The sequence below is a fragment of the Rhodophyticola sp. genome (assembly GCF_965284195.1).
In the GTDB taxonomy this organism is placed as follows: Bacteria; Pseudomonadota; Alphaproteobacteria; order Rhodobacterales; family Rhodobacteraceae; genus Rhodophyticola.
Window position 1 is genome coordinate 2,618,942 of record NZ_CBDIRM010000001.1, and the last position, 22,202, is coordinate 2,641,143.

Annotated in this window: 35 protein-coding genes and 1 pseudogene; 2 read left to right on the top strand and 34 right to left on the bottom strand. The window is 60.9% G+C overall.

Annotation, left to right across the window (positions count from 1 at the left end):
• Positions 1–47 precede the first annotated feature (47 nt).
• The 19 genes from rplQ to rpmC all read right to left on the bottom strand — a co-directional run bounded on the left by rplQ (position 48) and on the right by rpmC (position 10,403).
• Positions 48–467: a 50S ribosomal protein L17 gene (gene rplQ, locus ACQ651_RS13015; RefSeq protein ID WP_430449509.1), complete on the bottom strand. Its 420-nt coding sequence runs from the start codon at positions 465–467 to the stop codon at positions 48–50.
• 123 nt (positions 468–590) lie between these two features.
• Positions 591–1,607, bottom strand: a complete 1,017-nt coding sequence (locus ACQ651_RS13020; protein ID WP_227287569.1) for a DNA-directed RNA polymerase subunit alpha — start codon at positions 1,605–1,607, stop codon at positions 591–593.
• A 113-nt stretch (positions 1,608–1,720) separates the two neighbouring features.
• Positions 1,721–2,110: a 30S ribosomal protein S11 gene (rpsK, locus tag ACQ651_RS13025; protein WP_121899025.1), complete on the bottom strand. Its 390-nt coding sequence runs from the start codon at positions 2,108–2,110 to the stop codon at positions 1,721–1,723.
• 12 nt (positions 2,111–2,122) lie between these two features.
• The gene (rpsM, locus tag ACQ651_RS13030) at positions 2,123–2,491 is read right to left on the bottom strand and encodes a 30S ribosomal protein S13 (protein ID WP_227287568.1); all 369 of its coding nucleotides are present in this window, start codon (positions 2,489–2,491) and stop codon (positions 2,123–2,125) included.
• Positions 2,492–2,685: 194 nt separating this feature from the next.
• Positions 2,686–3,333 (bottom strand): adenylate kinase, encoded by a 648-nt coding sequence (locus ACQ651_RS13035; RefSeq protein ID WP_430449510.1) that lies wholly within the window; start codon positions 3,331–3,333, stop codon positions 2,686–2,688.
• Positions 3,330–4,700, bottom strand: a complete 1,371-nt coding sequence (secY, locus tag ACQ651_RS13040) for a preprotein translocase subunit SecY (RefSeq protein WP_121899028.1) — start codon at positions 4,698–4,700, stop codon at positions 3,330–3,332. The genes ACQ651_RS13035 and secY overlap by 4 nt, the downstream gene beginning before the upstream one ends.
• 134 nt (positions 4,701–4,834) lie before the next feature.
• On the bottom strand, positions 4,835–5,308 hold the full coding sequence (rplO, locus tag ACQ651_RS13045) for a 50S ribosomal protein L15 (protein ID WP_227287567.1): 474 nt from the start codon (positions 5,306–5,308) through the stop codon (positions 4,835–4,837).
• 225 nt (positions 5,309–5,533) lie between these two features.
• The gene (locus ACQ651_RS13050) at positions 5,534–5,953 is read right to left on the bottom strand and encodes a globin domain-containing protein (RefSeq protein WP_375551543.1); all 420 of its coding nucleotides are present in this window, start codon (positions 5,951–5,953) and stop codon (positions 5,534–5,536) included.
• 143 nt (positions 5,954–6,096) lie between these two features.
• On the bottom strand, positions 6,097–6,285 hold the full coding sequence (gene rpmD / locus ACQ651_RS13055) for a 50S ribosomal protein L30 (protein WP_121899030.1): 189 nt from the start codon (positions 6,283–6,285) through the stop codon (positions 6,097–6,099).
• Between the two features lie 5 nt (positions 6,286–6,290).
• Positions 6,291–6,881 (bottom strand): 30S ribosomal protein S5, encoded by a 591-nt coding sequence (rpsE, locus tag ACQ651_RS13060; RefSeq protein ID WP_227287565.1) that lies wholly within the window; start codon positions 6,879–6,881, stop codon positions 6,291–6,293.
• 123 nt (positions 6,882–7,004) lie between these two features.
• Positions 7,005–7,364, bottom strand: a complete 360-nt coding sequence (rplR, locus tag ACQ651_RS13065; RefSeq protein WP_121899032.1) for a 50S ribosomal protein L18 — start codon at positions 7,362–7,364, stop codon at positions 7,005–7,007.
• Positions 7,365–7,375: 11 nt separating this feature from the next.
• Complete coding sequence (rplF, locus tag ACQ651_RS13070; protein WP_227287564.1) at positions 7,376–7,909, bottom strand: 50S ribosomal protein L6; 534 nt, start codon at positions 7,907–7,909, stop codon at positions 7,376–7,378.
• A 10-nt stretch (positions 7,910–7,919) separates the two neighbouring features.
• Complete coding sequence (gene rpsH / locus ACQ651_RS13075) at positions 7,920–8,312, bottom strand: 30S ribosomal protein S8 (protein WP_121899034.1); 393 nt, start codon at positions 8,310–8,312, stop codon at positions 7,920–7,922.
• A gap of 14 nt (positions 8,313–8,326) precedes the next feature.
• Positions 8,327–8,632, bottom strand: coding sequence for a 30S ribosomal protein S14 (gene rpsN / locus ACQ651_RS13080; protein ID WP_227287563.1), 306 nt, complete (start codon positions 8,630–8,632; stop codon positions 8,327–8,329).
• Positions 8,633–8,653: 21 nt separating this feature from the next.
• On the bottom strand, positions 8,654–9,217 hold the full coding sequence (gene rplE / locus ACQ651_RS13085; RefSeq protein WP_430449511.1) for a 50S ribosomal protein L5: 564 nt from the start codon (positions 9,215–9,217) through the stop codon (positions 8,654–8,656).
• Positions 9,217–9,522: a 50S ribosomal protein L24 gene (gene rplX, locus ACQ651_RS13090; protein WP_121899037.1), complete on the bottom strand. Its 306-nt coding sequence runs from the start codon at positions 9,520–9,522 to the stop codon at positions 9,217–9,219. Before rplX ends, rplE begins: the two co-directional genes overlap by 1 nt.
• Before the next feature lies 1 nt (position 9,523).
• Positions 9,524–9,892 (bottom strand): 50S ribosomal protein L14, encoded by a 369-nt coding sequence (gene rplN, locus ACQ651_RS13095; protein WP_121899038.1) that lies wholly within the window; start codon positions 9,890–9,892, stop codon positions 9,524–9,526.
• 67 nt (positions 9,893–9,959) lie between these two features.
• Positions 9,960–10,190: a 30S ribosomal protein S17 gene (gene rpsQ, locus ACQ651_RS13100; RefSeq protein WP_121899039.1), complete on the bottom strand. Its 231-nt coding sequence runs from the start codon at positions 10,188–10,190 to the stop codon at positions 9,960–9,962.
• Positions 10,191–10,193: 3 nt separating this feature from the next.
• Positions 10,194–10,403 (bottom strand): 50S ribosomal protein L29, encoded by a 210-nt coding sequence (rpmC, locus tag ACQ651_RS13105; RefSeq protein ID WP_227287562.1) that lies wholly within the window; start codon positions 10,401–10,403, stop codon positions 10,194–10,196.
• A gap of 123 nt (positions 10,404–10,526) precedes the next feature.
• Here rpmC and ACQ651_RS13110 point away from each other — a divergent pair, with 123 nt between their 5' ends.
• A complete protein-coding gene (locus ACQ651_RS13110) occupies positions 10,527–11,018 on the top strand; it encodes a hypothetical protein (protein WP_430449512.1) in 492 nt (163 codons plus the stop codon).
• Here the strand turns inward: ACQ651_RS13110 and ACQ651_RS13115 are convergent.
• Complete coding sequence (locus ACQ651_RS13115; RefSeq protein WP_430449513.1) at positions 11,003–11,626, bottom strand: 2OG-Fe(II) oxygenase family protein; 624 nt, start codon at positions 11,624–11,626, stop codon at positions 11,003–11,005. The two genes, ACQ651_RS13110 and ACQ651_RS13115, sit on opposite strands and share 16 nt — an antisense overlap.
• An 81-nt stretch (positions 11,627–11,707) precedes the next feature.
• Here ACQ651_RS13115 and ACQ651_RS13120 point away from each other — a divergent pair, with 81 nt between their 5' ends.
• Positions 11,708–12,286, top strand: coding sequence for an AAA family ATPase (locus ACQ651_RS13120; RefSeq protein WP_227287559.1), 579 nt, complete (start codon positions 11,708–11,710; stop codon positions 12,284–12,286).
• 86 nt (positions 12,287–12,372) lie between these two features.
• Here ACQ651_RS13120 and rplP read toward each other — a convergent pair whose 3' ends face one another.
• The 14 genes and pseudogenes from rplP to rpsG form a co-directional block, all read right to left on the bottom strand.
• Entirely contained in the window at positions 12,373–12,786 is a 414-nt protein-coding gene (rplP, locus tag ACQ651_RS13125) for a 50S ribosomal protein L16 (protein WP_121899044.1), read from the bottom strand.
• Positions 12,787–12,798: 12 nt separating this feature from the next.
• Entirely contained in the window at positions 12,799–13,503 is a 705-nt protein-coding gene (rpsC, locus tag ACQ651_RS13130) for a 30S ribosomal protein S3 (RefSeq protein WP_121899045.1), read from the bottom strand.
• On the bottom strand, positions 13,503–13,883 hold the full coding sequence (gene rplV, locus ACQ651_RS13135) for a 50S ribosomal protein L22 (protein ID WP_227287558.1): 381 nt from the start codon (positions 13,881–13,883) through the stop codon (positions 13,503–13,505). Before rplV ends, rpsC begins: the two co-directional genes overlap by 1 nt.
• Positions 13,880–14,158: a 30S ribosomal protein S19 gene (rpsS, locus tag ACQ651_RS13140; RefSeq protein ID WP_121899047.1), complete on the bottom strand. Its 279-nt coding sequence runs from the start codon at positions 14,156–14,158 to the stop codon at positions 13,880–13,882. Before rpsS ends, rplV begins: the two co-directional genes overlap by 4 nt.
• A gap of 3 nt (positions 14,159–14,161) precedes the next feature.
• Positions 14,162–15,004 carry a 50S ribosomal protein L2 gene (gene rplB, locus ACQ651_RS13145; RefSeq protein WP_430449514.1) on the bottom strand — a complete coding sequence of 281 codons (843 nt, stop codon included), beginning with the start codon at positions 15,002–15,004 and terminating at the stop codon, positions 14,162–14,164.
• A gap of 209 nt (positions 15,005–15,213) precedes the next feature.
• Positions 15,214–15,627 carry a hypothetical protein gene (locus ACQ651_RS13150; RefSeq protein WP_430450358.1) on the bottom strand — a complete coding sequence of 138 codons (414 nt, stop codon included), beginning with the start codon at positions 15,625–15,627 and terminating at the stop codon, positions 15,214–15,216.
• Between the two features lie 63 nt (positions 15,628–15,690).
• Positions 15,691–15,843: pseudogene (locus tag ACQ651_RS13155) on the bottom strand (DUF4236 domain-containing protein); the annotation flags it as partial.
• 249 nt (positions 15,844–16,092) lie between these two features.
• Positions 16,093–16,389 (bottom strand): 50S ribosomal protein L23, encoded by a 297-nt coding sequence (locus ACQ651_RS13160; protein WP_430449515.1) that lies wholly within the window; start codon positions 16,387–16,389, stop codon positions 16,093–16,095.
• Complete coding sequence (gene rplD / locus ACQ651_RS13165) at positions 16,386–17,006, bottom strand: 50S ribosomal protein L4 (protein ID WP_121899050.1); 621 nt, start codon at positions 17,004–17,006, stop codon at positions 16,386–16,388. Before rplD ends, ACQ651_RS13160 begins: the two co-directional genes overlap by 4 nt.
• Positions 17,003–17,878, bottom strand: coding sequence for a 50S ribosomal protein L3 (rplC, locus tag ACQ651_RS13170; RefSeq protein ID WP_375551536.1), 876 nt, complete (start codon positions 17,876–17,878; stop codon positions 17,003–17,005). The genes rplD and rplC overlap by 4 nt, the downstream gene beginning before the upstream one ends.
• A 14-nt stretch (positions 17,879–17,892) precedes the next feature.
• On the bottom strand, positions 17,893–18,207 hold the full coding sequence (gene rpsJ, locus ACQ651_RS13175; RefSeq protein ID WP_121899052.1) for a 30S ribosomal protein S10: 315 nt from the start codon (positions 18,205–18,207) through the stop codon (positions 17,893–17,895).
• Positions 18,208–18,286: 79 nt separating this feature from the next.
• Complete coding sequence (gene tuf, locus ACQ651_RS13180) at positions 18,287–19,462, bottom strand: elongation factor Tu (RefSeq protein WP_121899658.1); 1,176 nt, start codon at positions 19,460–19,462, stop codon at positions 18,287–18,289.
• Between the two features lie 89 nt (positions 19,463–19,551).
• Positions 19,552–21,669 (bottom strand): elongation factor G, encoded by a 2,118-nt coding sequence (gene fusA, locus ACQ651_RS13185; RefSeq protein WP_227288008.1) that lies wholly within the window; start codon positions 21,667–21,669, stop codon positions 19,552–19,554.
• 52 nt (positions 21,670–21,721) lie between these two features.
• Complete coding sequence (rpsG, locus tag ACQ651_RS13190; protein WP_121899614.1) at positions 21,722–22,192, bottom strand: 30S ribosomal protein S7; 471 nt, start codon at positions 22,190–22,192, stop codon at positions 21,722–21,724.
• Between the last annotated feature and the right edge of the window lie 10 nt (positions 22,193–22,202).

Genomic DNA, 22,202 nt, shown 5'->3' on the forward strand with positions numbered 1-22,202 from the left:
CTTCCGGCGGGGTTTCGATTTTTCGAAACTGTGTTCGAAATGTGTCGTCAGTCGTCGGCGAAATCTTCTGCATCGATTCGCGCGCGGTCTCCGGCACCCTTGGCCTCGACATCGCGGTCGACAAACTCGATGATCGCCATCGGGGCCATATCGCCATAGCGGAACCCGGCTTTCAGAACCCGGACATAACCGCCCTGACGCTCCGCGTAGCGCGGCCCCAGAACATCGAAAAGCTTTGCCACATAGGCATCCTGCTTCAACTGGCTGGCGGCCTGGCGGCGGGCATGCAGATCACCGCGTTTGCCAAGCGTGATCAGCTTCTCGATGATCGGCCGCAATTCCTTGGCCTTGGGCAGGGTCGTCTTGATCTGCTCATGTTCGATGAGCGAGCCGGCCATATTCGCAAACAACGCCTTGCGGTGTTCATGGGTGCGATTCAGGCGGCGGTAGCCTCTTGCGTGACGCATGGGTTGGTCTCCTTACATTTTGCTTTGTCCGGGGATCCGTGCGTGCGGATCCCTCACCTATTGGGGCACTGCGCCCGGGTCGCGATTGGCGGAGAGGTGGGCGATACCCGCCCACCTGAACCGTCAGAAGTTGTCTTCGTATTTCTTGGCCAGATCCTCGATATTGTCCGGCGGCCAGTCGATGATATCCATGCCCAGATGCAGCCCCATGCCCGACAGAACTTCCTTGATCTCGTTCAGGGATTTGCGGCCGAAATTCGGGGTCCGCAGCATCTCGGCTTCGGTTTTCTGGATAAGATCGCCGATATAGACGATGTTGTCGTTCTTCAGGCAGTTCGCCGAACGCACCGACAGCTCCAGTTCATCCACCTTCTTCAGCAGAAGCGGGTTGAACTCCAGATCATCCTCGTCATCCTGACGCGACGCGCTTTCTGGTTCGTCGAAATTCACGAAAATCGACAGTTGGTCCTGAAGAATGCGCGCGGCATAGGCCACCGCATCGTCGGGCGTGACCGATCCGTCGGTTTCCAGCTTCAGCGTCAGCTTGTCATAGTCCAGCACCTGCCCCTCGCGGGTCGGCTGCACGTCATAGCTGACCTTCTTGACCGGCGAATAGATCGCATCGATCGGGATCAGCCCGATCGGCGCATCCTCGGGCCGGTTCTTGTCAGCGGCGACATAGCCCTTGCCGGTGCTGACCGTCAGTTCCATGAACAGATCCGCACCATCGTCCAGATGGCAGATCACATGCTCCTTGTTGAGCACTTCGATGCCGGCGGTTTCGCTGATATCTCCGGCGGTCACGACCTTGGGGCCCTTGGCCGAGATCGACACACGTTTCGGCCCATCGGCCTCCATCCGGATCGCAACGCCCTTGAGGTTCAGAACCACGTCCGTCACGTCCTCGCGGACGCCGGCAATGGAGGAGAACTCATGCAGCACATTGTCGATCTGGACCGACGTGATCGACGCGCCCTGCAACGAGCTCATCAGCACGCGGCGCAGAGCATTGCCGAGCGTCAGGCCAAAGCCACGCTCCAGCGGTTCGGCCACGACAGTTGCCTGACGCGCGGGTTCATTGCCCGGGTTCACAACCAACTGTGTGGGCTTGATAAGTTCTTGCCAATTCTTATGGATCATGGTGTCGCCTCCATTCTTGTTCAGGGCCTGGATCCGTGGCCCCGAACGCTCGAGGATCAAAAATGACGGCAACGGGCCACGCACAAACGCAGCCCGTCGCGAAATAACCTGACTTACACGCGGCGGCGTTTCGGCGGGCGGCACCCGTTATGGGCCATCGGGGTCACGTCGCGAATGGACGTGATCGAAAAGCCGACGGCCGCAAGGGCGCGCAATGCGCTTTCACGGCCCGAACCGGGGCCCTGCACTTCGACCTCGAGGGTCTTCACGCCGTGTTCCTGCGCCTTCTTGCCCGCGTCTTCCGCTGCCATCTGGGCCGCGTAAGGCGTGGATTTCCGGCTGCCCTTGAAGCCCATCGTTCCGGCCGATGACCATGCAATCGCATTGCCCTGCACGTCGGAGATCAGGATCTTGGTGTTGTTGAACGAGCTGTTCACATGCGCCACACCGGCGGCGATGTTCTTGCGTTCCTTGCGCTTGGTGCGCGTCTTGTCCCGTGCCATCGATCTGCCCCCTTACTTCTTCTTGCCGGCAATGGCCTTCGCGGGGCCTTTGCGAGTACGAGCGTTGGTGTGGGTGCGCTGACCGCGCACGGGCAGGTTGCGGCGATGGCGCAGGCCGCGATAGCAGCCGAGGTCCATCAGACGCTTGATGTTCATCTGCGTGTCACGACGCAGGTCACCCTCAACGGTGAAATTCGCGTCGATATGCTCGCGGATCTGCAGAACTTCCGCATCGGAAAGCTCGTTGACCCGGCGTGCGGCGTCGATACCGACAGCTTCGCAGATCTGCGTCGCGGAGCTGTGGCCAATTCCTGTGATATAGGTCAGCGCGATGGGAACGCGCTTTGCGGTTGGGATATTCACCCCGGCAATACGTGCCACGTATCTAGATCCTTCTTCGTTGCGGTTCCGTTGTTCCAGAACCTTTTTTCACAACATAAGGCCCGAGGATATGGTCCTGCGGGCCCTGTCATATCTGGTCGAGGGTTTCGAGGTCTGATTCCCCGGCGCACCTCACGATTCCCTAAAAGGAAGGCTTGCAGTTAGGACCTTTTAAACCTGCCGTCAAGAGCCGGTCAGGCCCTGTCAAGCATTTCCTTGATCGATGCCGCGACTTCATCGATCTCGCCCAAACCCGGCACCCATCTGAGCTGCCCCTTGGCGTGGTAATACCCGATGAGGGGAGAGGTCTTCTTGTAGTATTCCATCAGCCGCGTCTTGAGGCTTTCCTCGTTGTCGTCGGCCCGACGCCTGAAATCGGACGCGCCGCAATTGCGGCACTTGCCATCCGCCGGGATCGGGCTGGTGATGTCGTTATAGACCTCGCCGCAATTCCCGCAGGTCGACCTTGCGGTGATGCGCGCCACCAACGCGTCGTCATTGACTTCCATGGCAACGACATGGTCCAGGCTCTGGCCGTTCCGCTCAAGCAGGTCCGCCAGCGCATCGGCCTGAGCGAGGGTCCGCGGGAAGCCGTCGAAAATCACGCCGCCGCCGATATCGCCGCGAAGTCGCTCTTCGATTAGGCCGATGACGATCTCATCGGTCACCAGCTCGCCCGCATCCATAATTGCGGCCACGCGCTGGCCCATTTCCGTACCGGAGACACGAGCCTCACGCAGCATATCTCCGGTGCTCAGTTGCACCATGCCGCGTTCTTCCACCAACCGGCGGGCCTGCGTCCCCTTGCCGGCGCCTGGCGGCCCCAGAAGTATGATGTTCATCTACGTGCCGGTCCCTTGCGTCCGCTGCCGCTGCGGCCTTTCTTGCCGCGCAACTGCGATTTCTCGATCAGCCCTTCATACTGGTGGGCCAAGAGATGAGACTGGATTTGCTGAACGGTGTCCATCCCCACCGACACAATAATCAGGATCGACGTGCCCCCGAAATAGGCCGTGATCGCCAGTTCGGTGCGCACGATTTCGGGCAGCAGACAGACCAGCGCCAGATAGCCAGAGCCAAGAACCAGCACGCGATTGACCACGTATTCCAGATATTCCGATGTCTTCTTGCCGGGGCGGATGCCCGGGATGAAGCCGTTCTGGTTCTTCAGATTGTCGGCCACATCATCGGTCTTGAAGGAAACGTTCAGCGTATAGAAATACGTGAAGAAGATGATCATCGCAGCGAAGAACAGCAGATAAAGCGGCTGTCCGGGCCCGAAATTCGCCAACAGCCACGACATGAACGGCCCGCTGGCCTCCCCGCCGGAGAAGGTGGTCAGCGTGGTCGGCAGCAACAGAAGGGACGACGCGAAGATCGCCGGGATCACACCGGCGGGGTTCACTTTGACGGGCAGGTGGCTCGTGCCACCATCATAAACCTTCATCCCCACCTGACGGCGCGGATACTGGATATGGATCTTGCGCAGGGATCGCTCCATGAAGACCACGAAGGTCAGCGTCGCCAGAAGCATGAAGATCACACCCAGGATCACCGGGGTGGCCAGCGCGCCCTGACGGCCCTGCTCGAAGAACTGGGCCAGCGCGGCGGGCAGTTCCGCAATGATACCGACGAAAATGATCAGCGAGATGCCGTTGCCGATGCCGCGGGCGGTGATCTGCTCCCCCAGCCACATCAGGAACATCGTGCCGCCGACAAGCGTGATCACGCAGGCGGCGCGGAAGAACCAGCCCGGATCGGTCACCAGACCGCCGGATTCAAGCGAGACCGCGATGCCATAGGCCTGAAAGGTCGCCAGAACGACCGTGCCGTAGCGCGTATACTGGTTGAGCTTCTTCCGGCCCGCTTCACCCTCTTTCTTCAGCGCTTCCAGCTGCGGCACCATCGCGGCCATCAGCTGCACGATGATCGAGGCCGAGATATAGGGCATGATCCCGAGAGCGAAAACGCCCATCCGGCTGAGCGCGCCGCCGGTGAACATGTTGAGCACACCACCCAGCCCGGCCGCCGCATCTTCGAAGAAGCGCTGCAGTTCGACGCCGTCGATCCCCGGCACGGGGATGTAGGTGCCGATCCGATAGATGATCAGAAGACCAAGGGCGAACAGGATACGCTGGCGCAGCTCTGTCGCTTTGCCAAGCGCGCTCCAGCTCATGTTCGCTGCCATTTGCTCTGCCGCAGATGCCATGCTGTCTCTCTTATGCAAGTCGCGCCGCGAGATCGGGGTTCGATCGCGCGGCGCGGATAAAAACCTTGGGTGTAGATGTAAGGGGCTGGCTCGCCCCCCACAAGCACCTAAGGGGTCACGCCCCCCGTTACGGGTTATTCCGCCGCAGGTGCTGCCGCGATGGTCAGGCTGCCGCCCGCCTTTTCAACCGCCTCGATCGCCGACTTGGATGCGCCGGTGACGGTCAGCTTCAGTTTCGAGGAAACCTCGCCCTTGGCCAGAATACGCACACCGTCGAGCTTCCGGCGCACGATGCCCGCCTCGACAAGCACGTCCTCGGTGATCTCTTTCTTGACGTCCAGTTTCCCGGATTCGACGAATTTCTCGATCAGGCCCAGATTGACGACAGCGAATTTCTTCCGGTTCGGCTTGTTGAAGCCACGCTTGGGAAGACGCTGGTAAAGCGGCATCTGGCCGCCCTCATAGGCGTTGATCGCCACGCCCGAACGGGATTTCTGGCCCTTGATACCCCGGCCCGCCGTCTTGCCGGTGCCGGAGCCCGGACCGCGACCAACGCGTTTGCGTTTCTTGGTGGCGCCGGGATTGTCGCTTAGCTCATGCAGTTTCATATCGCTTCTCCTTGGCCGGAACTGCCCCCGAAGCGAGATGGGCAGACGCGGCGTTTCTTGAGTTTTGAATCGGGTCTATGGAAGACCACTGGCGGCGTATAGACGGGTTGGGCAGCCCTTTCAAGGCCCGGTTCATATCCCTGGCCGCAAGCTCCCATAGCCTCCCGTCTCGGCAAACGGCCCCATCCTTAGGGCGCGGCCTGACGTTCTAGGGGGCCTGTCGCCTCACGCCTCGATCCCGCCCCGCCGGATCATGTTGCGGCTCACGACCGCATATGCCTTGCGCCAGGCCTGCTCCAGTTCGACCGTGAATTCATCGCCCAAGGCGTTGCGCATCGTCTCGATCAGGGCATCCTCCATCGGGGCAAAATCGGCGGTGCGCACGCCCATGATCGCATGGCTCCGGCCAAGACCCTGATAACGGCTGGCAAGCTCCTCCTCGTTGTCCAGCTTGTGGACGATTACATCGAGCGTCGTCATGAACTTCATCCCCTGCCCCGTCAGATCCTCGCGGAACATCTGGCGCAGATGAGGCGCGCGGCGAAACAGCGCGTCATAGAAATTGGTCGAATGAACTTCGAAATCCTTGCGCAGGCGGTCCAGGCTACCCCGCACCATCGCAAGCTCTGCGGATGTGATGGACATAGGCCCCTCCTTTAGTTGTGCAAGACAAGTATATCACAAAACCAGGGAGGGCGATTTGCCCGCGGGCCGTCCGGCCCCATAACGCAAGACGCCCCGATCTGGCGACCGGGGCGTCCTTGTTTTCGTCAGAAGCGGGCCTGCTCTCAGCCGCGTTCTTCAATGATCTCCACCAGATGCGGGATCTTGCGGACCATGCCGCGCACGGCGGGGGTATCCTCAAGCTCACGGGTCTTGTGCATCTTGTTCAGGCCCAGCCCGATCAGCGTTTCACGCTGCTTGGCGGGGCGACGGATCGGAGAGCCGATCTGTTTGACGACGATGGTTTTTGCCATGGGTCTCAGGCCTCCTCGGACACGGGCGCTTGCTCGCCGTCGATCTGCGGCGCGTCATCCCGCTTGGGCAGGATATCGGCGACCTTCTTGCCGCGACGGGCCGCAACCTGACGGGGCGAGCTTTCTTTCTTCAACCCGTCCAGCGTGGCGCGGATCATGTTGTAGGGGTTCTGCGACCCGGTCGATTTCGACACGACGTCCTTGACACCCAGCATCTCGAACACGGCACGCATCGGACCACCGGCGATGATCCCGGTTCCTTCCGGCGCGGTGCGCATCACGACCTTGCCGGCACCGTGACGGCCCAGAATGTCATGGTGCAGCGTCCGGCCTTCTTTCAGCGGCACGCGGATAAGCTGACGCTTTGCCTGTTCGGTCGCCTTGCGGATCGCCTCGGGCACCTCCTTGGCTTTCCCCTTGCCGAAGCCCACACGGCCGCGCTGGTCACCGACAACCACCAGGGCTGCGAAGCCGAAGCGCTTGCCGCCCTTGACGGTTTTCGACACGCGGTTGATCGCGACCAGACGATCGGCGAATTCGGGCGTCTCGTCCCGGTCCTGACGACGCCCGCGCCCTCTGTTTTCACGTTCTGCCATAAGAGGCATCCTTTCCTAGCGGCGCGCTGCGCGCCCTTAAATCCAATCGCAGTGGGCCTTCATGCCCCCCGATCATCGAGGCGGCGCTTTCACGCCGCCTTCATTTGCGTGACCCCGGAGGGATCAGAACTTCAGACCACCTTCACGCGCGGCGTCGGCCAGAGCCTTCACCTTGCCGTGGAAGAGGAAACCGCCGCGGTCGAAATAGCACTCTTCGACGCCGGCCTTCTTGGCGCGCGTGGCAATCGCCTCGCCCACCTTGGCAGCCGCTTCGACATTGTTCCGGCCGACGACGCCCAGATCCTTCTCCAGCGAGGAGGCGGAGGCGAGCGTCACGCCGTTTGCATCGTCGATCAGCTGAACGCTGATGTTCTTGTTGGACCGATGTACCGACAGGCGCGGACGCCCATCTGCCATCTTCCGCAATTTGTTCCGAACGCGCAGGCGGCGTTTCTGGAACAGTTGTCTCTTGCTGTTTGCCATTGTCGTCGCCTTTACTTCTTCTTGCCTTCCTTACGGAAGATATACTCGCCCTTGTAGCGAATGCCCTTGCCCTTGTAGGGCTCGGGCTTGCGCCACTCGCGGATGTTGGCCGCAACCTGGCCGACGAGCTGCTCATCATTGCCCTCGATCACGACCTCGGTGACTTTCGGGGCCGTCACGGTCACACCGGCGGGCACCTCGAAATTCACCTCATGGGACAGGCCAAGCGACAGTTTCAGGGTGTTGCCCTGCATCTGCGCCCGGTAACCCACACCCTGGATCTCGAGCTCTTTCTTGAACCCGTCGGTCACACCGGTGACTAGGTTCTGCACCATGGTGCGGCTCATGCCCCACTGCTGGCGCGCGCGCTTGGACTTGCCGCGCGGGGTCACCGTCACGGCATTGTCTTCCACGGCAAGCGTCACATCGTCGGTCGCGGTGAAGCTGCGGGTCCCCTTGGGGCCCTTCACTTCGATCTTCTGGCCCGAGATCTGCACATCCACGCCCGAGGGAAGATCAACCGGCCTTTTGCCAATACGAGACATCTTTCCCTCCTCAGAATACGGTGCAGAGCACTTCGCCGCCGACATTGGCGTTGCGTGCAGCTGCATCCGACATCACGCCCTTGGACGTGGAGACAATCGACACACCCAGACCCTGACGGACCTGCGGAATGTCATCCACACCCATATAGACGCGACGTCCGGGTTTGGAGACCCGCTTGAGTTCGCGAATGACGGGGGTGCCCTCGTAGTATTTCAGGCTGATCTCGATGGCCGGGTGCCCATCGGGCCCGGTCACCTTCTCATAGCCGCGGATGTAGCCTTCGTCGGCCAGCACATCCAGAACCCAGGCCCGCAGTTTCGACGCGGGCGTAATCACCGTGGATTTGCCGCGCATCGACGAATTGCGGATCCGGGTGAGCATGTCTGCGATAGGATCAGTCATAATCTATATCTCCCCTACCAGCTCGACTTGACCATGCCGGGGATCTGACCGTTGGAGGCCAGATCACGCAGCTTGATCCGCGACATCTTCAGCTTGCGGTAATACGCACGCGGGCGCCCGGTCAGCTGACAGCGATTGTTCAGGCGGGTGGCCGAGCTGTTGCGCGGCAGTTTCGCCAGTTTCATCTGCGCCTTGAACCGCTCTTCCATCGGGCGTTTCTCGTCCCGGGCGATTTCTTTCAGTTCGGCGCGCTTGGCGGCATATCTCGCCACCAGTTCCTCGCGCTTCTTCTGGCGCTCAATCATTGCTTTTTTTGCCATGTGTCTATCCTCTCCCGCGCGTCACGAGTTGAAGGGCATGTTGAAAGCTTTCAACAGCGCCTTGGCTTCCGCGTCGGTTTTCGCGGTGGTGGCAATCACGATATCCATGCCCCAGACCTCATCGACCTTGTCGAAGTTGATCTCGGGGAACACGATGTGCTCCTTCAGACCCATGGCGTAGTTGCCACGGCCATCGAAGGACTTGCCGGACACGCCGCGGAAGTCGCGGACGCGTGGCAGGGCGATGGTGATCAGACGGTCCAGAAACTCGTACATCCGATCGCCGCGCAGCGTGACCTTGGCGCCAAGCGGCATCTCTTCGCGCACCCGGAAACCCGCGATGGATTTCTTGGCCTTGGTCACGACGGCCTGCTGGCCAGCGATGGCGGTCAGATCTTCCTGAGCGGATTTGACCTTCTTGCTGTCCCGCACCGCTTCGGCACCGGCGCCGATATTCAAGACGATCTTGTCCAGGCGGGGAGCCATCATCGGATTGGAATAGCCGAATTCCTCGACCAGCGCAGGCTTGACCGTCTCGGTGTAGAGCGCCTTCAGACGCGGGGTATAGTTTGCAGTGTCCAGCATCAGATCACGTCCCCCGTGGTCTTGGCAAACCGCACCTTCTTGTCGCCGTCCATCTTGAACCCGACGCGGGTGGCTTTGCCGTTGGCGTCCAGAAGCGCCAGATTGCTCAGCTGGATGGGCATCGCTTGCGGGATGCGCCCCCCCTGGCTCGACTGGCTTTGCTTGGTGTGGCGAATGGCGATGTTGATCCCATCCACGATGGCCTTGCCGGATTTCGGGTCGACGGACGAAATCTCGCCCTCCTTGCCCTTGTCCTTGCCGGCCAGCACGACGACCTTGTCGCCCTTTTTCAACTTCGCAGCCATGTCACAGCACCTCCGGCGCAAGCGAGATGATTTTCATGAAGTTCTTCGCACGCAACTCACGCACCACCGGCCCGAAGATCCGGGTGCCGATCGGCTCGTTGTTGTTGTTGAGAATGACGGCGGCATTCCGGTCAAACCGGATCGCGGTGCCGTCCTCGCGGCGGACTTCCTTGGCGGTGCGCACGACGACGGCCTTGCGGACGTCGCCCTTCTTCACGCGACCGCGCGGAATGGCTTCCTTCACGGATACGACGATCACGTCACCGACGCTTGCGTATTTCCGCTTGGACCCACCCAGAACCTTGATGCACTGAACACGGCGCGCGCCGCTGTTGTCAGCCACATCCAGATTGGTCTGCATCTGGATCATTTGGTTTCTCCCGACCTTTGGGGACCTTGCGCCCCAGGGTTTCGTTCAAACCGGTTGGTGAATACCTTCAGGAGGCAATCACCTCCCAGCGTTTGGATTTCGAGACGGGCGCACATTCCTGAATGCGGACGGTGTCGCCGACCTTGAAACTGTTCTCCGGGTCATGCGCCCGGTACTTCTTGGACTTCCGGATCGTCTTCTGCATGACCGGGTGCTTGAAGCGGCGCTCCACGGATACGGTCACGGTCTGTTCGTTGGCGTCGCTGGTCACGGTGCCGGTCAGAATACGCTTGGGCATCGGTTACGCCTCCGACTTGGCCGCTTCAGCGGCTTTCTGGTTCAAGATGGTCTTCACACGGGCCGCATCCCGGCGCACCTTGCGCATGCGGGCAGTGTTCTCCAGCGCGCCTGTGGCTTGCTGGAAGCGGAGGTTGAAGGCCTCCTTTTTCAGCTGGACAAGCTCATCGCGAAGCTGATCCGGCGTCTTGTCACGCAGTTCATTGGCGTTCATCGCCCTGTCTTCCTTTCAACATCACCAGACGGCCCCGCTCAGGGTCACCGTGATTCTGGTGGAGTAGGTGAATGAAGGGGCCGTATAAGAAGTGACGCTCAAGAAGGCAAGGACCAAATCTCTATGCAGTTCGAATACACCGAGCCACAAACGGAGCTGGAGAAGCTGTGGGGCGGCTTCTACTGCATAAATGCCTTTGGCCGAATTGAAATCGGAGACGGACCCAAGTTCGGAAAGTTTCTTCAAGTTACTGGTCCGCCACCGTTAACAGCAGTGTATATCGATTCATCAGGTGGCGATGTAGAAGCAGCTTTAGAAATCGGCAGATCCATTCGGCAAGCCTCTCTGTCTACAACAGTTGGTCGATACACTCCTGAGCAGGCTAACGGCGAGGGATTTGTCACTCCGCGCAAGCGAGGCGATGGGCAGTGCCTGAGCGCAGCAACCCTTATGTATCTTGGTGGACGTTTGAGAAATTTTTCCGACCGATGTGAGTTTGGAGTGCATCGTTTCTCGTATGCAAACCCATCGCCTGAGAACATCGAGAAGTCACAGATACTCGCCGCGAAGATCGCAAAATATGTGGAAGAGACCGGGCCTCACCCCCACCCATAATTGAAACTCACGCTCACCCGGTCGTCTTCCGCCATGTTCATCGGCACCTCGTGGCGGAGCCAGCTTTCCCAGAGCAGCACATCCCCCGCCTCGGGCGTGACATAGATGAAACTGCGCAGTTCCTCCCGCGCCTCCGGCAGCCGTGTGGGGGCGGCCATCATCATGGCCGAGCGCGGGTCTTCGAATTTGATGGCGCTGGCGCCCGGCGGGACGGTCACATAGGTCGTACCCGAAACCACCGAATGCGGATGGATATGGGAGGTATGGATGCCACCCTCGGGCAGGATGTTGATCCACAGGCTGTCGAGTTTGAGTTTCTTGCCGCCCAGATCGAATTCCAGATCCTTGGCAAACGCCTTCACGTGCTTGTCGAGCGTCTTCCTGAGATCCTTGAAGATCGGAAACCGCCACGGCAGATCGGTCAGCGAGGCATAGGACGTGTAGCCTGGATACCCGTTCTCCTGGCACCAGTCCTGCCCCGCACCGTCCTCTTCGGCGATGGCGAAGCAGGAGGTCTCCAGCTCCTCCTGATCGACGGCAGTCTTGCCCAGCTCGGACAGGCGGGCGTGGTAAAGGCGGGTTGCGAAGAGGGAGCGGATGTTTGACATGGAGCACCTATAACAGAGCGCGTTTTTACGCGACAGACCCGGCGGCCTGCGATATCCGGTCACCGTCCCGGGAGTGCGACAATGCCCAACGATGTTGATCTTGACGAGGCTGGCCGAATTCTCGCACGAGCGCGGCGTATCGCCGTTGCCGGGATCTCCGGCGCGGGCAAGTCGACGCTGTCTCAGGCGATCGCCGAACGCCTCGGGCTGCGTTACATCTCGCTTGACCGGGACATGCGCTGGCTTCCCGGATGGCAGGTGCGGCCACGTGCGCAGCAGCGCCAGAGGCATGATGCCTTCGTCGCGGAAGAGAACTGGGTGATCGACGGAACCTCCATCGGCATGATGGACACCCGCCTGCCCCGTGCCGACCTCCTGATCTGGCTTCGGATGCCGCGGCGGGTGGCGCTTGCCGGAATTGCCCGGCGGGTGATCACCAGCCATGGCAGAACCCGGCCCGACATGGCGCCGGGCTGCCCGGAACAGCTTCCGGATCGGGAATTCCTCGCATGGATCTGGACCTTCGAGCGCCGACAGGCGCCGCGGCTTCTGGCAACGCTCGACCGCGTTGCGCCCGCCTTGCCCGTGGCAACCCTCAGGTCGCACCGGGATGTCGCGCGGCTCCTCGCATGCCTGAACGGTAAAAGCCCCCGGCGATGACCGGGGGTTTTGAATTCTCAACCGGGATGAGGCCCCGACGATTTCTTCGAAATCGCCCTTGCCCCCCTCGGCGGCAACGTCGCCTTTTACCAGTCCTCGCGGACCACGGTGCGCGTCTTGATCGGCAGCTTCATCGCCGCAAGGCGGAGCGCCTCGCGGGCGACGGGCTCTGACACGCCGTCGATCTCGAACATGATCCGGCCGGGCTTGACCTTGCAGGCCCAGTAATCGACCGACCCTTTACCCTTACCCATCCGGACTTCGGTGGGTTTGGAGGTCACCGGCACATCGGGGAAGATCCGGATCCAGACCCGGCCCTGACGTTTCATGTGACGGGTCATGGCACGACGAGCGGCTTCGATCTGGCGCGCGGTCACACGCTCAGGCTGAAGCGCCTTCAGACCAAAGGTACCGAAGGTCAGGTCGGAGCCGCCCTTGGCCTCTCCCTTGATCCGGCCCTTGAACTGTTTGCGGAATTTTGTGCGCTTTGGTTGCAGCATCTCAGTTCCTCCTCAACGGTCGCGGCGGGGACGCGGGCCGCCACCTTCCTGAAGCTCCTGGTGCTTGCGATCACGGGCCGACGGGTCGTGCTCCATGATCTCACCTTTGAAGATCCAGACTTTGATGCCGATGATGCCATAAGCGGTTTTCGCTTCGGCATGTGCATAGTCGATATCGGCGCGGAGCGTGTGCAGCGGCACCCGGCCCTCGCGATACCATTCCGTCCGCGCGATCTCGGCGCCGCCGAGACGGCCCGCGACATTCACACGGATGCCGAGCGAGCCCATGCGCATGGCGTTCTGAACCGCGCGCTTCATCGCACGACGGAACGAAACGCGGCGCTCAAGCTGCTGCGCGATCGACTCTGCCACCAGTTGCGCATCCAGTTCGGGCTTGCGCACCTCGACGATGTTCAGATGCAGTTCGCTGTCGGTCATCGCGGCAAGCTTCTTGCGGAGCGTTTCGATATCCGCGCCTTTCTTGCCGATGATGACGCCCGGGCGCGCGGTGTGGATCGTGACGCGGCACTTGCGGTGCGGACGCTCGATGATCACTCGGGACACGCCCGCCTGCTTGCACTCTTCGTTGATGAACTCACGCATACGGATGTCTTCCAGAAGAAGATCCCCGTAATCCTTCGTATCGGCATACCAGCGACTGTCCCAGGTGCGGTTCACCTGCAGGCGCATGCCAATCGGATTGACCTTATGACCCATTACGCTTGCTCCTCGACCTGGCGGACCGTGATGGTCAGCTCGCTGAACGGCTTGATGATGCGGCCGAACCGGCCCCGCGCCCGCGGACGCCCGCGTTTCAGGGTCAGGTTCTTGCCGACATAGGCCTCGGCCACGATCAGCTCATCCACATCCAGGTTATGGTTGTTTTCGGCATTGGCGATGGCGGACTGAAGGCATTTCTTCACATCCGCGGCGATCCGCTTTTTCGAGAAGGTGAGATCGGCCAGCGCCTTCTCCACCTTCTTGCCGCGGATCATCTGCGCCACCAGGTTCAGCTTCTGCGGGCTTGTGCGCAGCATGCGGGCCTTGGCCATCGCTTCGTTTTCCGCCACACGGCGGGGATTCTTATCCTTGCTCATTTGCGTTTCGCCTTCTTGTCGGCGGCGTGACCGTAATAGGTCCGCGTGGGCGAGTATTCTCCGAACTTCTGGCCGATCATGTCCTCGGTGACATTCACCGGGATATGCTTGTGGCCGTTATAGACCCCGAAGGTGAGGCCCACGAACTGGGGCAGGATGGTGGAACGACGCGACCAGATCTTGATCACTTCGTTGCGGCCGCTTTCGCGGGAGGCTTCGGCCTTCTTGAGGACATAGCTGTCGACAAAAGGCCCCTTCCAAACAGAACGCGACATGGATCAGCGCCCCTTCTTCTTGGCGTGACGCGAGCGGATGATCAGCTTCGACGACGCTTTGTTCTTGTTGCGGGTCCGGGCGCCTTTGGTCGGCTTGCCCCAGGGCGACACGGGATGGCGGCCACCGGATGTCCGGCCTTCACCACCACCATGAGGGTGATCGACGGGGTTCATCACGACACCGCGCACGGACGGGCGGATGCCCTTGTGCCGGTTGCGGCCCGCCTTGCCGAGGTTCTGGTTGGAGTTGTCGGGGTTCGACACCGCGCCAACCGTGGCCATGCATTCCTGCCGCACCAGCCGCAACTCGCCCGAGGAGAGCCGGATCTGCGCATAGCCGCCGTCACGACCCACGAACTGGGCGTAGGTGCCCGCGGCGCGCGCGATCTGGCCACCCTTGCCGGGCTTCATCTCGATATTGTGGACGATCGTCCCGATCGGCATGCCCGAAAACGGCATCGCGTTACCCGGCTTGATATCGGCCTTGGTCGACGAGATCACCTGATCACCAATCGCCAGACGCTGCGGGGCCAGGATATAGGCCTGCTCGCCATCTTCATATTTGATCAGCGCGATAAACGCGGTCCGGTTCGGGTCATATTCGATCCGCTCGATGGTTGCCGCGACATCCATCTTGTTCCGTTTGAAATCGACGATGCGATAGAGGCGCTTCGCCCCACCGCCCTTGCGACGCATCGTGATCCGTCCGGTATTGTTCCGGCCGCCATTCTTGGTCAAACCCTCGGTGAGGGACTTGACCGGACGACCTTTCCAAAGCTCCGAACGGTCGATCAGCACCAGCCCACGCTGGCCCGGCGTCGTCGGCTTATACGACTTGAGTGCCATGCTTTCTGTCTTCCGTTTGCTTTGCGGGAGGTTGATCCCGTCTCTTGATGTATAGGGCCCCGGAGGTCCCTGAATTTACTGGCCTTGCGACCAAAAGCAGAACCCCGGACGAATCCGGGGCCTTACCGATGGGGTCTGTTAAGGGATGGGGGTGTGGGGGTCAAGAGGTAGGAGGCATGTAAAACTCTCGGGATTCCGGCGGAAAAGGCTCAAAACGAGCCCTCAGCTTCAGCCAGTTCGTCGTGTAGTTCTGCACGCAGGTTACTGATTGCTTGATTCACTTTCTTGACACCTGCTTCGTGCTCTCGTGCCAAGGCAAGCAGATCTGATCGTACAGACTTCAACTTGCCGGCGAACAATCCGAAACTCATACTGTCTAATCTTGATTTTATAGCCTGTAAGGTGGCCTCTTGATCATACGTCGAGCGACCCAGTTTTTCATATGCGTCGATTGCCGTTTCAAACCGCTTCCGAAGCGTCTGAAACTTCGAGGCGCTTGGTCCACGCCCGCCACTGAACGTTCCGAGCGCCTTGTTCCAACTAGCTGTGATCTTATTGGCTTTCGGCGAGGCCAAGTTCAGTTTCTTCGCCACTTCATCTAAGAGCTTGCCAAGTTGTAGCAATTCCTCCTGTGTTGACAGCCCGGCACTCCCCGACCAGCCGCGTTGCTTGCTCCAGGATAGTCCGGTCCCTGGCAAACCCACTGTCGTTCGCACGCCTTTTGAGCTTAGGTTCACGGTACTGCCACGTCCTCCTAAACTGGTGCTCACCCCGCTCTTCGAGACATTTAGGCGAATGCCTGGGGCTACTTTGAAGCTCTTTCGAATTCGGAAAACCATCGATGTATTACCCAAACAGTATTGCGCCACTGAAGTATTATAGCAGAGAACGCGCCCAAATAGCCAATTAGCATCTAGATATTGGGGGCGAGGCCAACCGCTGGTTAGTAGCGAAATCCGCAAAGTGCGAAGCTATATTCCCACAAAAAGGCGGCCGAGGAAATTTTTCTCAAAAAAAAAGAGGATACTCAAAAAAATAAGACCCCAGCCTTTCACAAGGCTGGGGTCTTCATGCTTCTGTAGTGATAATCAAAGACCGGTGGATACGTCGATCGTGTTGCCCTCTTCGAGCGTCACATAGGCCTTCTTGACGTCCTTGCGGCGACCGAGTTGGCCCCGGAACCGCTTGGATTTGCCTTTGGTGATCGTGGTGTTGACCGCTTTGACCTTCACACCGAACAGCGCCTCAACGGCCTGTTTGATCGCAGGTTTATTGGCGTCGATTGCCACTTCGAAAACCACGGCGTTCTGTTCGGACGCCATTGTCGCTTTCTCGGTGATGATCGGCTTGCGGATCACGTCGTAATGGGATGCTTCAGCGCTCATTTCAGGCGTGCCTCCAGTGCTTCGACACCCGCCTTGGTGAGCACGAGCGTGTCACGCTTGAGGATGTCATAGACATTTGCGCCCATGGACGGCAGCACATCGAGACCTTCGATATTCCGCGCCGCACGTGCGAAGTTTTCATCCACTTCGGCCCCGTCGATGATCAGCGCGCGCTTCCAGCCCAGTTCCTTGACCTGTTTGGCAAGCGCGGATGTCTTCGGCGCGTCCAGTGCGGCGGCGTCGATCACGACCAGCGAGCCTTCCGCCATCTTGGCCGAAAGCGCATGCTTCAGGCCGAGCTTGCGGAACTTCTTGGTCAGGTCGTGGCCGTGGCTGCGGACAACCGGGCCCTTGTAGACGCCACCACCCCGGAAGATCGGCGCGGATCGTGCCCCGTGGCGGGCGCCGCCGGTGCCTTTCTGGCGATAGATCTTCTTTGTGGAATAGCTCACCTCGGACCGGGTCTTCACCTTATGGGTGCCGGCCTGCGCATTGTTGCGCTGCCAGCGGACCACACGGTGCAGAATGTCGGCACGCGGCTCCAGGCCGAAGATGTCTTCGCCCAGATCGACCGAACCAGCTTTCTTGCCGTCCAGTTTGATCACGTCGAGTTTCATTCTTCACCGTCCTTCTTCTCTGGCTCGGCCGCGGGGGCGTTGCCTTCTTTCTCGGCAGCAATCTCCGCCTCGGCGGCTTTCAGTGCGGCCTCTTCCGCGGCGGCGGCTTCGGCTGCGGCAGCCTCGGCGGCGGCGGCTTCTTCCGCAGCGGCGGCAGCCGCGGCCTCTTCAGCCAGCCTCGCGGCCTCGGCGGCGGCGGATTTCAGAGCGGCGGGCAGAATGGCGTTCTCGGGGAACGGCTTCTTCACCGCATCCTTGATCGTCACCCAACCGCCTTTGGAACCGGGAACCGCACCCTTGATCATGATCAGGCCACGATCGGCATCCGTGCGCACAACCTGAAGGTTCTGCGTGGTCACCTTGGCGGCGCCCATATGTCCGGCCATCTTCTTGCCTTTGAAGACGCGGCCCGGATCCTGACACTGCCCGGTGGAGCCATGGGACCGGTGAGAGATCGACACGCCGTGAGAGGCGCGCAGCCCCCCGAAGTTGTGCCGCTTCATCGCGCCCTGGAACCCCTTACCGATGGAGGTGCCGGAGACATCCACATACTGACCTTCGAAATAGTGATTGGCGGTGATTTCCTCGCCAACGTCGATCAGGTTTTCCGGGGTCACCCGAAACTCGGCCACCTTGCGCTTGGGCTCCACCTTGGCGGCGGCGAAATGCCCCCGCATCGGCGCACTTGTGCGCTTGGCCTTGGCGGCGCCTGCGCCAAGCTGAACGGCCGAATAGCCGTCCTTCTCAGGGGTGCGCTGCGCCACCACCTGCAATTTATCCAGTTGAAGAACAGTCACCGGAACCTGGCGGCCATCCTCCATGAACAGGCGGGTCATTCCCACCTTTTTCGCGATCACTCCAGAGCGCAACATGCTCGTCACCCCCCTTATACCTTGATCTCGACATCGACGCCGGCGGCCAGGTCGAGCTTCATCAGCGCGTCCACGGTCTGCGGAGTCGGGTCAACGATGTCCAAAAGACGCTTGTGGGTCCGGATTTCCCACTGGTCGCGGCTTTTCTTGTCCACATGTGGCCCGCGAAGGACCGTGAACTTTTCGATCTTGTTCGGCAGCGGGATCGGCCCGCGCACCTGCGCACCGGTCCGCTTGGCCGTATTGACGATCTCCTGCGTGCTTGCATCAAGCACGCGATAGTCAAAGGCCTTCAGCCGGATGCGGATATTTTGGCTTTGGACTGCCATGTTATCAGCCTTTCGAGGCAATTGGAGTTGATAGGAGGAGCGGCCCGCATGGCCGCCCCTCTTCGAACCCTTGGGTCTGTTACTCGATGATCTTGGAGACGACGCCGGCGCCGACGGTGCGGCCGCCTTCGCGGATGGCGAAGCGCAGACCGTCTTCCATCGCGATCGGCGCGATCAGCTCCACCGTGAACTTCAGGTTGTCGCCCGGCATCACCATTTCCGTGCCGCTAGGCAGCTCCACCGTGCCGGTCACATCCGTCGTCCGGAAGTAGAACTGCGGCCGGTAGTTCGCGAAGAACGGCGTGTGACGGCCGCCCTCTTCCTTGGTCAGGATATAGGCCTCCGCCTCGAACTTCGTGTGCGGCGTCACCGAGCCGGGCTTGCAGAGTACCTGGCCCCGCTCCACGCCGTCCCGGTCCACACCGCGCAGCAGCGCGCCGATATTGTCGCCCGCCTCGCCGCGGTCCAGCAGCTTGCGGAACATCTCCACACCCGTGCAGGTCGTCTTGGTGGTGTCGCGGATGCCCACGATCTCGATCTCGTCGCCCACATTGATCACGCCCCGCTCGACCCGGCCGGTCACGACCGTACCCCGGCCCGAGATCGAGAACACGTCCTCGATCGGCATCAGGAAGGGCTGGTCCACCGCGCGCGCCGGTGTCGGGATGTAGTCGTCCACCGCCTGCATCAGCTCGGCGATCTTCTGCTCGCCGATCTCCGGGTCGCGGCCTTCCAGCGCGGCCAGCGCCGAGCCCGCGATGATCGGGATGTCATCGCCCGGGTACTCGTAGGAGCTGAGCAGTTCGCGGATCTCCATCTCGACGAGCTCCAGAAGCTCCTCGTCATCGACCTGGTCCACCTTGTTCATGAACACGACCATGTAGGGAATGCCCACCTGGCGGCCCAGAAGGATGTGCTCGCGGGTCTGCGGCATCGGGCCGTCGGCCGCGTTCACCACCAGGATCGCGCCGTCCATCTGCGCCGCGCCGGTGATCATGTTCTTCACGTAGTCCGCATGGCCGGGGCAGTCCACATGCGCATAGTGGCGCGCGTCGGTCTCATACTCCACATGCGCCGTCGAGATCGTGATCCCCCGCGCCCGCTCCTCGGGCGCCGAGTCGATCGACGCGTAATCCTGAAAATCGCCGAACTGCTTCGTGATCGCCGCCGTCAGCGTCGTCTTGCCGTGGTCAACATGCCCAATCGTCCCGATGTTCACATGCGGTTTCGAACGCTCAAACTTTTCCTTCGCCATGATGGCCTCCTGTCTTTCTGTCTGGGTGGCGGGGTCAACCCCGCCCTACGGGTGGTCGGTAGGGCGGGGAACTCCCCGCCATCCCGGGTCTATGCGTATTGCGACTGGATCTCTTCGCTGATGTTCTGCGGGACCGGGTCGTAATGATCGAACTGCATGGTAAACTGCGCGCGGCCCGAAGACATCGACCGCAAAGTGTTGATATAGCCGAACATATTGGCCAGCGGCACCATCGCGGCGATCGCGATCGCGTTGCCGCGGGGCTCCTGCCCGGTCACCTGACCGCGACGCGAGGTCAGATCGCCGATGATGCCGCCGGTATAATCCTCGGGCGTCACGACCTCGACCTTCATGATCGGCTCCAGAAGCTTCGCGCCGGCTTTCTTCATGCCCTCGCGCATGCCCATGCGGGCGGCGATTTCAAAGGCCAGAACGGAGGAGTCCACGTCGTGGAACTTGCCGTCGACAAGCGCGACCTTGAAGTCGATCACCGGGAACCCGGCGAGAGGACCGCTGTCCATGACCGATTTGATGCCCTTCTCGACGCCGGGGATGTACTCCTTCGGCACCGCACCGCCCACGATCCGGCTTTCGAAGGAGTATCCTTCGCCCGGCTCGGTCGGCGAAATGATCAGCTTGACCTCGGCGAACTGACCAGACCCACCCGACTGTTTCTTGTGGGTATAGGTATGCTCCACCTCGTGGCCGATGGTCTCGCGATAGGCCACCTGCGGCGCACCGATATTGGCCTCGACCTTGAATTCGCGCTTTAGGCGGTCGACCAGAATGTCGAGATGCAGTTCGCCCATGCCCTTCATGATGGTCTGACCGGATTCCAGATCGGTCTCCACCCGGAAGGAAGGGTCCTCGGCGGCCAGACGGGCCAGACCTTGAGACATCTTCTCCTGATCGGCCTTGGTCTTGGGCTCGACCGCGATCTCGATCACCGGATCGGGGAAGGTCATGGTTTCCAGCACGACCGGATCGTTCACGTCGCACAGCGTATCGCCGGTCGTCGTGTCCTTCAGGCCCGCCAAGGCGATGATGTCGCCGGCAAATGCCTCGTCGATCTCTTCGCGGTTGTTCGAATGCATCATCATCATCCGGCCCACGCGCTCTTTCTTCCCCTTGGTGGAGTTGAGCATCGTGTCGCCCTTCTTGAGCTTGCCCGAATAGATCCGGGTGAAGGTCAGCGAGCCGACAAACGGGTCGTTCATGATTTTGAAGGCAAGGCCCGAGAAGGCCATGTCGTCATCGGCGCGGCGCGGAATGTTCCGCGTCTCGGTTTCGTCGCCGGGTTTGAAGCCCATGTAATCGACCACATCGAGCGGGCTCGGCAGGAAGTCGATGACCGCGTTGAGCAGCGGCTGCACACCCTTGTTCTTGAAGGCCGAGCCACAGAGCACGGGAATGAACTTGATGCCGAGCGTACCCTTGCGGATCAGCTTGCGAAGCGTTTCCACGTCGGGCTCCTCGCCCTCCAGATACGCCATCATCGCGTCGTCATCCATCTCGACCGCGGTCTCGATGAGCTTGCCGCGCCATTCTTCGGCTGTCGCCTTCAGGCTGTCGCGGATCGGGCGCTTTTCCCAGGATGCGCCGAGATCTTCACCGGCCCAGACCCATTCTTCCATGGTGATCAGGTCGATGATGCCTTCCAGCTCGGTCTCGGCCCCGATCGGGATCTGGACCGGGGCGGGAATGGCGCCGGTGCGATCCTGGATCATGTGGACGCAGTTGAAGAAATCCGCACCGATCTTGTCCATCTTGTTGACGAAGACGATCCGCGGAACCTTGTAGCGATCGGCCTGGCGCCACACGGTTTCGGTCTGCGGCTCGACGCCGGCATTGGCGTCCAGAACCGCGACCGCCCCATCAAGCACCGCCAGCGACCGCTCCACCTCGATGGTGAAATCCACGTGGCCAGGGGTGTCGATGATGTTCAGGCGATGCTTTTCGGTGTCCGGCGTCTTGCCGTCCTCGGTCCGCTCCCAGAAGGTGGTGGTGGCCGCCGAGGTGATGGTGATCCCACGCTCCTGCTCCTGCTCCATCCAGTCCATCGTCGCGGCGCCGTCATGCACCTCGCCGATGTTGTGGGATTTGCCCGTGTAATACAGGATCCGCTCGCTGCAGGTCGTCTTTCCTGCATCGATATGGGCCATGATCCCGAAGTTACGGTAGCGGTCGAGCGGATAGTCGCGAGCCATTTGGTTCAGTCCTCAGACAGAAATTGTGCATACGCCGGGCGGAGCCGGCAGATTACCAGCGGTAGTGGGAGAATGCCTTGTTGGCATCTGCCATCTTGTGGGTGTCTTCACGCTTCTTCACCGCGGAACCGCGCGAGTTCACGGCGTCGATCAGTTCGCCCGCCAGACGCTCTTCCATGGTGTTTTCGTTGCGCGAGCGGCTGGCATTGATCAGCCAGCGGATCGCCAGCGCCTCACGGCGCTCGGGGCGCACCTCGACGGGCACCTGATAGGTGGCGCCACCCACCCGGCGGGAGCGAACTTCCAACGCGGGTTTGATGTTGTCGAGCGCTTCGTGGAACACTTCCACGGGCGCGCGCTTCAGCTTTTCCTCAACCCGGTCAAACGCGTTGTAGACGATGCGTTCGGCGACGGATTTCTTGCCGTCGACCATCAGGTTGTTCATGAATTTCGTCAGGACCCGATCGCCGAACTTGGCATCGGGCAGGACTTCGCGCTTCTCGGCGGCGTGACGGCGGGACATCGCAGTTTCC

Coding starts and splice junctions, on each gene's coding strand:
- rpsQ (WP_121899039.1), bottom strand. CDS start 10,190: ATGCCCAAGCGTATTCTGACCGGCACCGTGACCAGCGACGCCAACGAA.
- rplR (WP_121899032.1), bottom strand. CDS start 7,364: ATGGCAAACAGCAAGAGACAACTGTTCCAGAAACGCCGCCTGCGCGTT.
- ACQ651_RS13020 (WP_227287569.1), bottom strand. CDS start 1,607: ATGATCCATAAGAATTGGCAAGAACTTATCAAGCCCACACAGTTGGTT.
- rplQ (WP_430449509.1), bottom strand. CDS start 467: ATGCGTCACGCAAGAGGCTACCGCCGCCTGAATCGCACCCATGAACAC.
- ACQ651_RS13110 (WP_430449512.1), top strand. CDS start 10,527: ATGCAGTTCGAATACACCGAGCCACAAACGGAGCTGGAGAAGCTGTGG.
- rpsE (WP_227287565.1), bottom strand. CDS start 6,881: ATGGCAGAACGTGAAAACAGAGGGCGCGGGCGTCGTCAGGACCGGGAC.
- rpsG (WP_121899614.1), bottom strand. CDS start 22,192: ATGTCCCGCCGTCACGCCGCCGAGAAGCGCGAAGTCCTGCCCGATGCC.
- rpsJ (WP_121899052.1), bottom strand. CDS start 18,207: ATGGCAGTCCAAAGCCAAAATATCCGCATCCGGCTGAAGGCCTTTGAC.
- rpsS (WP_121899047.1), bottom strand. CDS start 14,158: ATGTCGCGTTCTGTTTGGAAGGGGCCTTTTGTCGACAGCTATGTCCTC.
- rplX (WP_121899037.1), bottom strand. CDS start 9,522: ATGGCTGCGAAGTTGAAAAAGGGCGACAAGGTCGTCGTGCTGGCCGGC.
- tuf (WP_121899658.1), bottom strand. CDS start 19,462: ATGGCGAAGGAAAAGTTTGAGCGTTCGAAACCGCATGTGAACATCGGG.
- rplD (WP_121899050.1), bottom strand. CDS start 17,006: ATGAAACTCGACGTGATCAAACTGGACGGCAAGAAAGCTGGTTCGGTC.
- rpmC (WP_227287562.1), bottom strand. CDS start 10,403: ATGAACGCCAATGAACTGCGTGACAAGACGCCGGATCAGCTTCGCGAT.
- rpsN (WP_227287563.1), bottom strand. CDS start 8,632: ATGGCAAAAAAAGCAATGATTGAGCGCCAGAAGAAGCGCGAGGAACTG.
- rplF (WP_227287564.1), bottom strand. CDS start 7,909: ATGTCTCGTATTGGCAAAAGGCCGGTTGATCTTCCCTCGGGCGTGGAT.
- secY (WP_121899028.1), bottom strand. CDS start 4,700: ATGGCATCTGCGGCAGAGCAAATGGCAGCGAACATGAGCTGGAGCGCG.
- ACQ651_RS13050 (WP_375551543.1), bottom strand. CDS start 5,953: ATGTCCATCACATCCGCAGAGCTTGCGATGGTGCGGGGTAGCCTGGAC.
- rpsC (WP_121899045.1), bottom strand. CDS start 13,503: ATGGGTCATAAGGTCAATCCGATTGGCATGCGCCTGCAGGTGAACCGC.
- rplN (WP_121899038.1), bottom strand. CDS start 9,892: ATGATCCAGATGCAGACCAATCTGGATGTGGCTGACAACAGCGGCGCG.
- rplP (WP_121899044.1), bottom strand. CDS start 12,786: ATGCTGCAACCAAAGCGCACAAAATTCCGCAAACAGTTCAAGGGCCGG.
- rplE (WP_430449511.1), bottom strand. CDS start 9,217: ATGCTGGACACTGCAAACTATACCCCGCGTCTGAAGGCGCTCTACACC.
- rplC (WP_375551536.1), bottom strand. CDS start 17,878: ATGTTGCGCTCTGGAGTGATCGCGAAAAAGGTGGGAATGACCCGCCTG.
- ACQ651_RS13115 (WP_430449513.1), bottom strand. CDS start 11,626: ATGTCAAACATCCGCTCCCTCTTCGCAACCCGCCTTTACCACGCCCGC.
- ACQ651_RS13035 (WP_430449510.1), bottom strand. CDS start 3,333: ATGAACATCATACTTCTGGGGCCGCCAGGCGCCGGCAAGGGGACGCAG.
- rplB (WP_430449514.1), bottom strand. CDS start 15,004: ATGGCACTCAAGTCGTATAAGCCGACGACGCCGGGCCAGCGTGGGCTG.
- ACQ651_RS13120 (WP_227287559.1), top strand. CDS start 11,708: ATGCCCAACGATGTTGATCTTGACGAGGCTGGCCGAATTCTCGCACGA.
- ACQ651_RS13160 (WP_430449515.1), bottom strand. CDS start 16,389: ATGAGCGCTGAAGCATCCCATTACGACGTGATCCGCAAGCCGATCATC.
- rpsH (WP_121899034.1), bottom strand. CDS start 8,312: ATGACTGATCCTATCGCAGACATGCTCACCCGGATCCGCAATTCGTCG.
- rplV (WP_227287558.1), bottom strand. CDS start 13,883: ATGAGCAAGGATAAGAATCCCCGCCGTGTGGCGGAAAACGAAGCGATG.
- rpsK (WP_121899025.1), bottom strand. CDS start 2,110: ATGGCACGGGACAAGACGCGCACCAAGCGCAAGGAACGCAAGAACATC.
- rpmD (WP_121899030.1), bottom strand. CDS start 6,285: ATGGCAAAAACCATCGTCGTCAAACAGATCGGCTCTCCGATCCGTCGC.
- fusA (WP_227288008.1), bottom strand. CDS start 21,669: ATGGCTCGCGACTATCCGCTCGACCGCTACCGTAACTTCGGGATCATG.
- rplO (WP_227287567.1), bottom strand. CDS start 5,308: ATGAAACTGCATGAGCTAAGCGACAATCCCGGCGCCACCAAGAAACGC.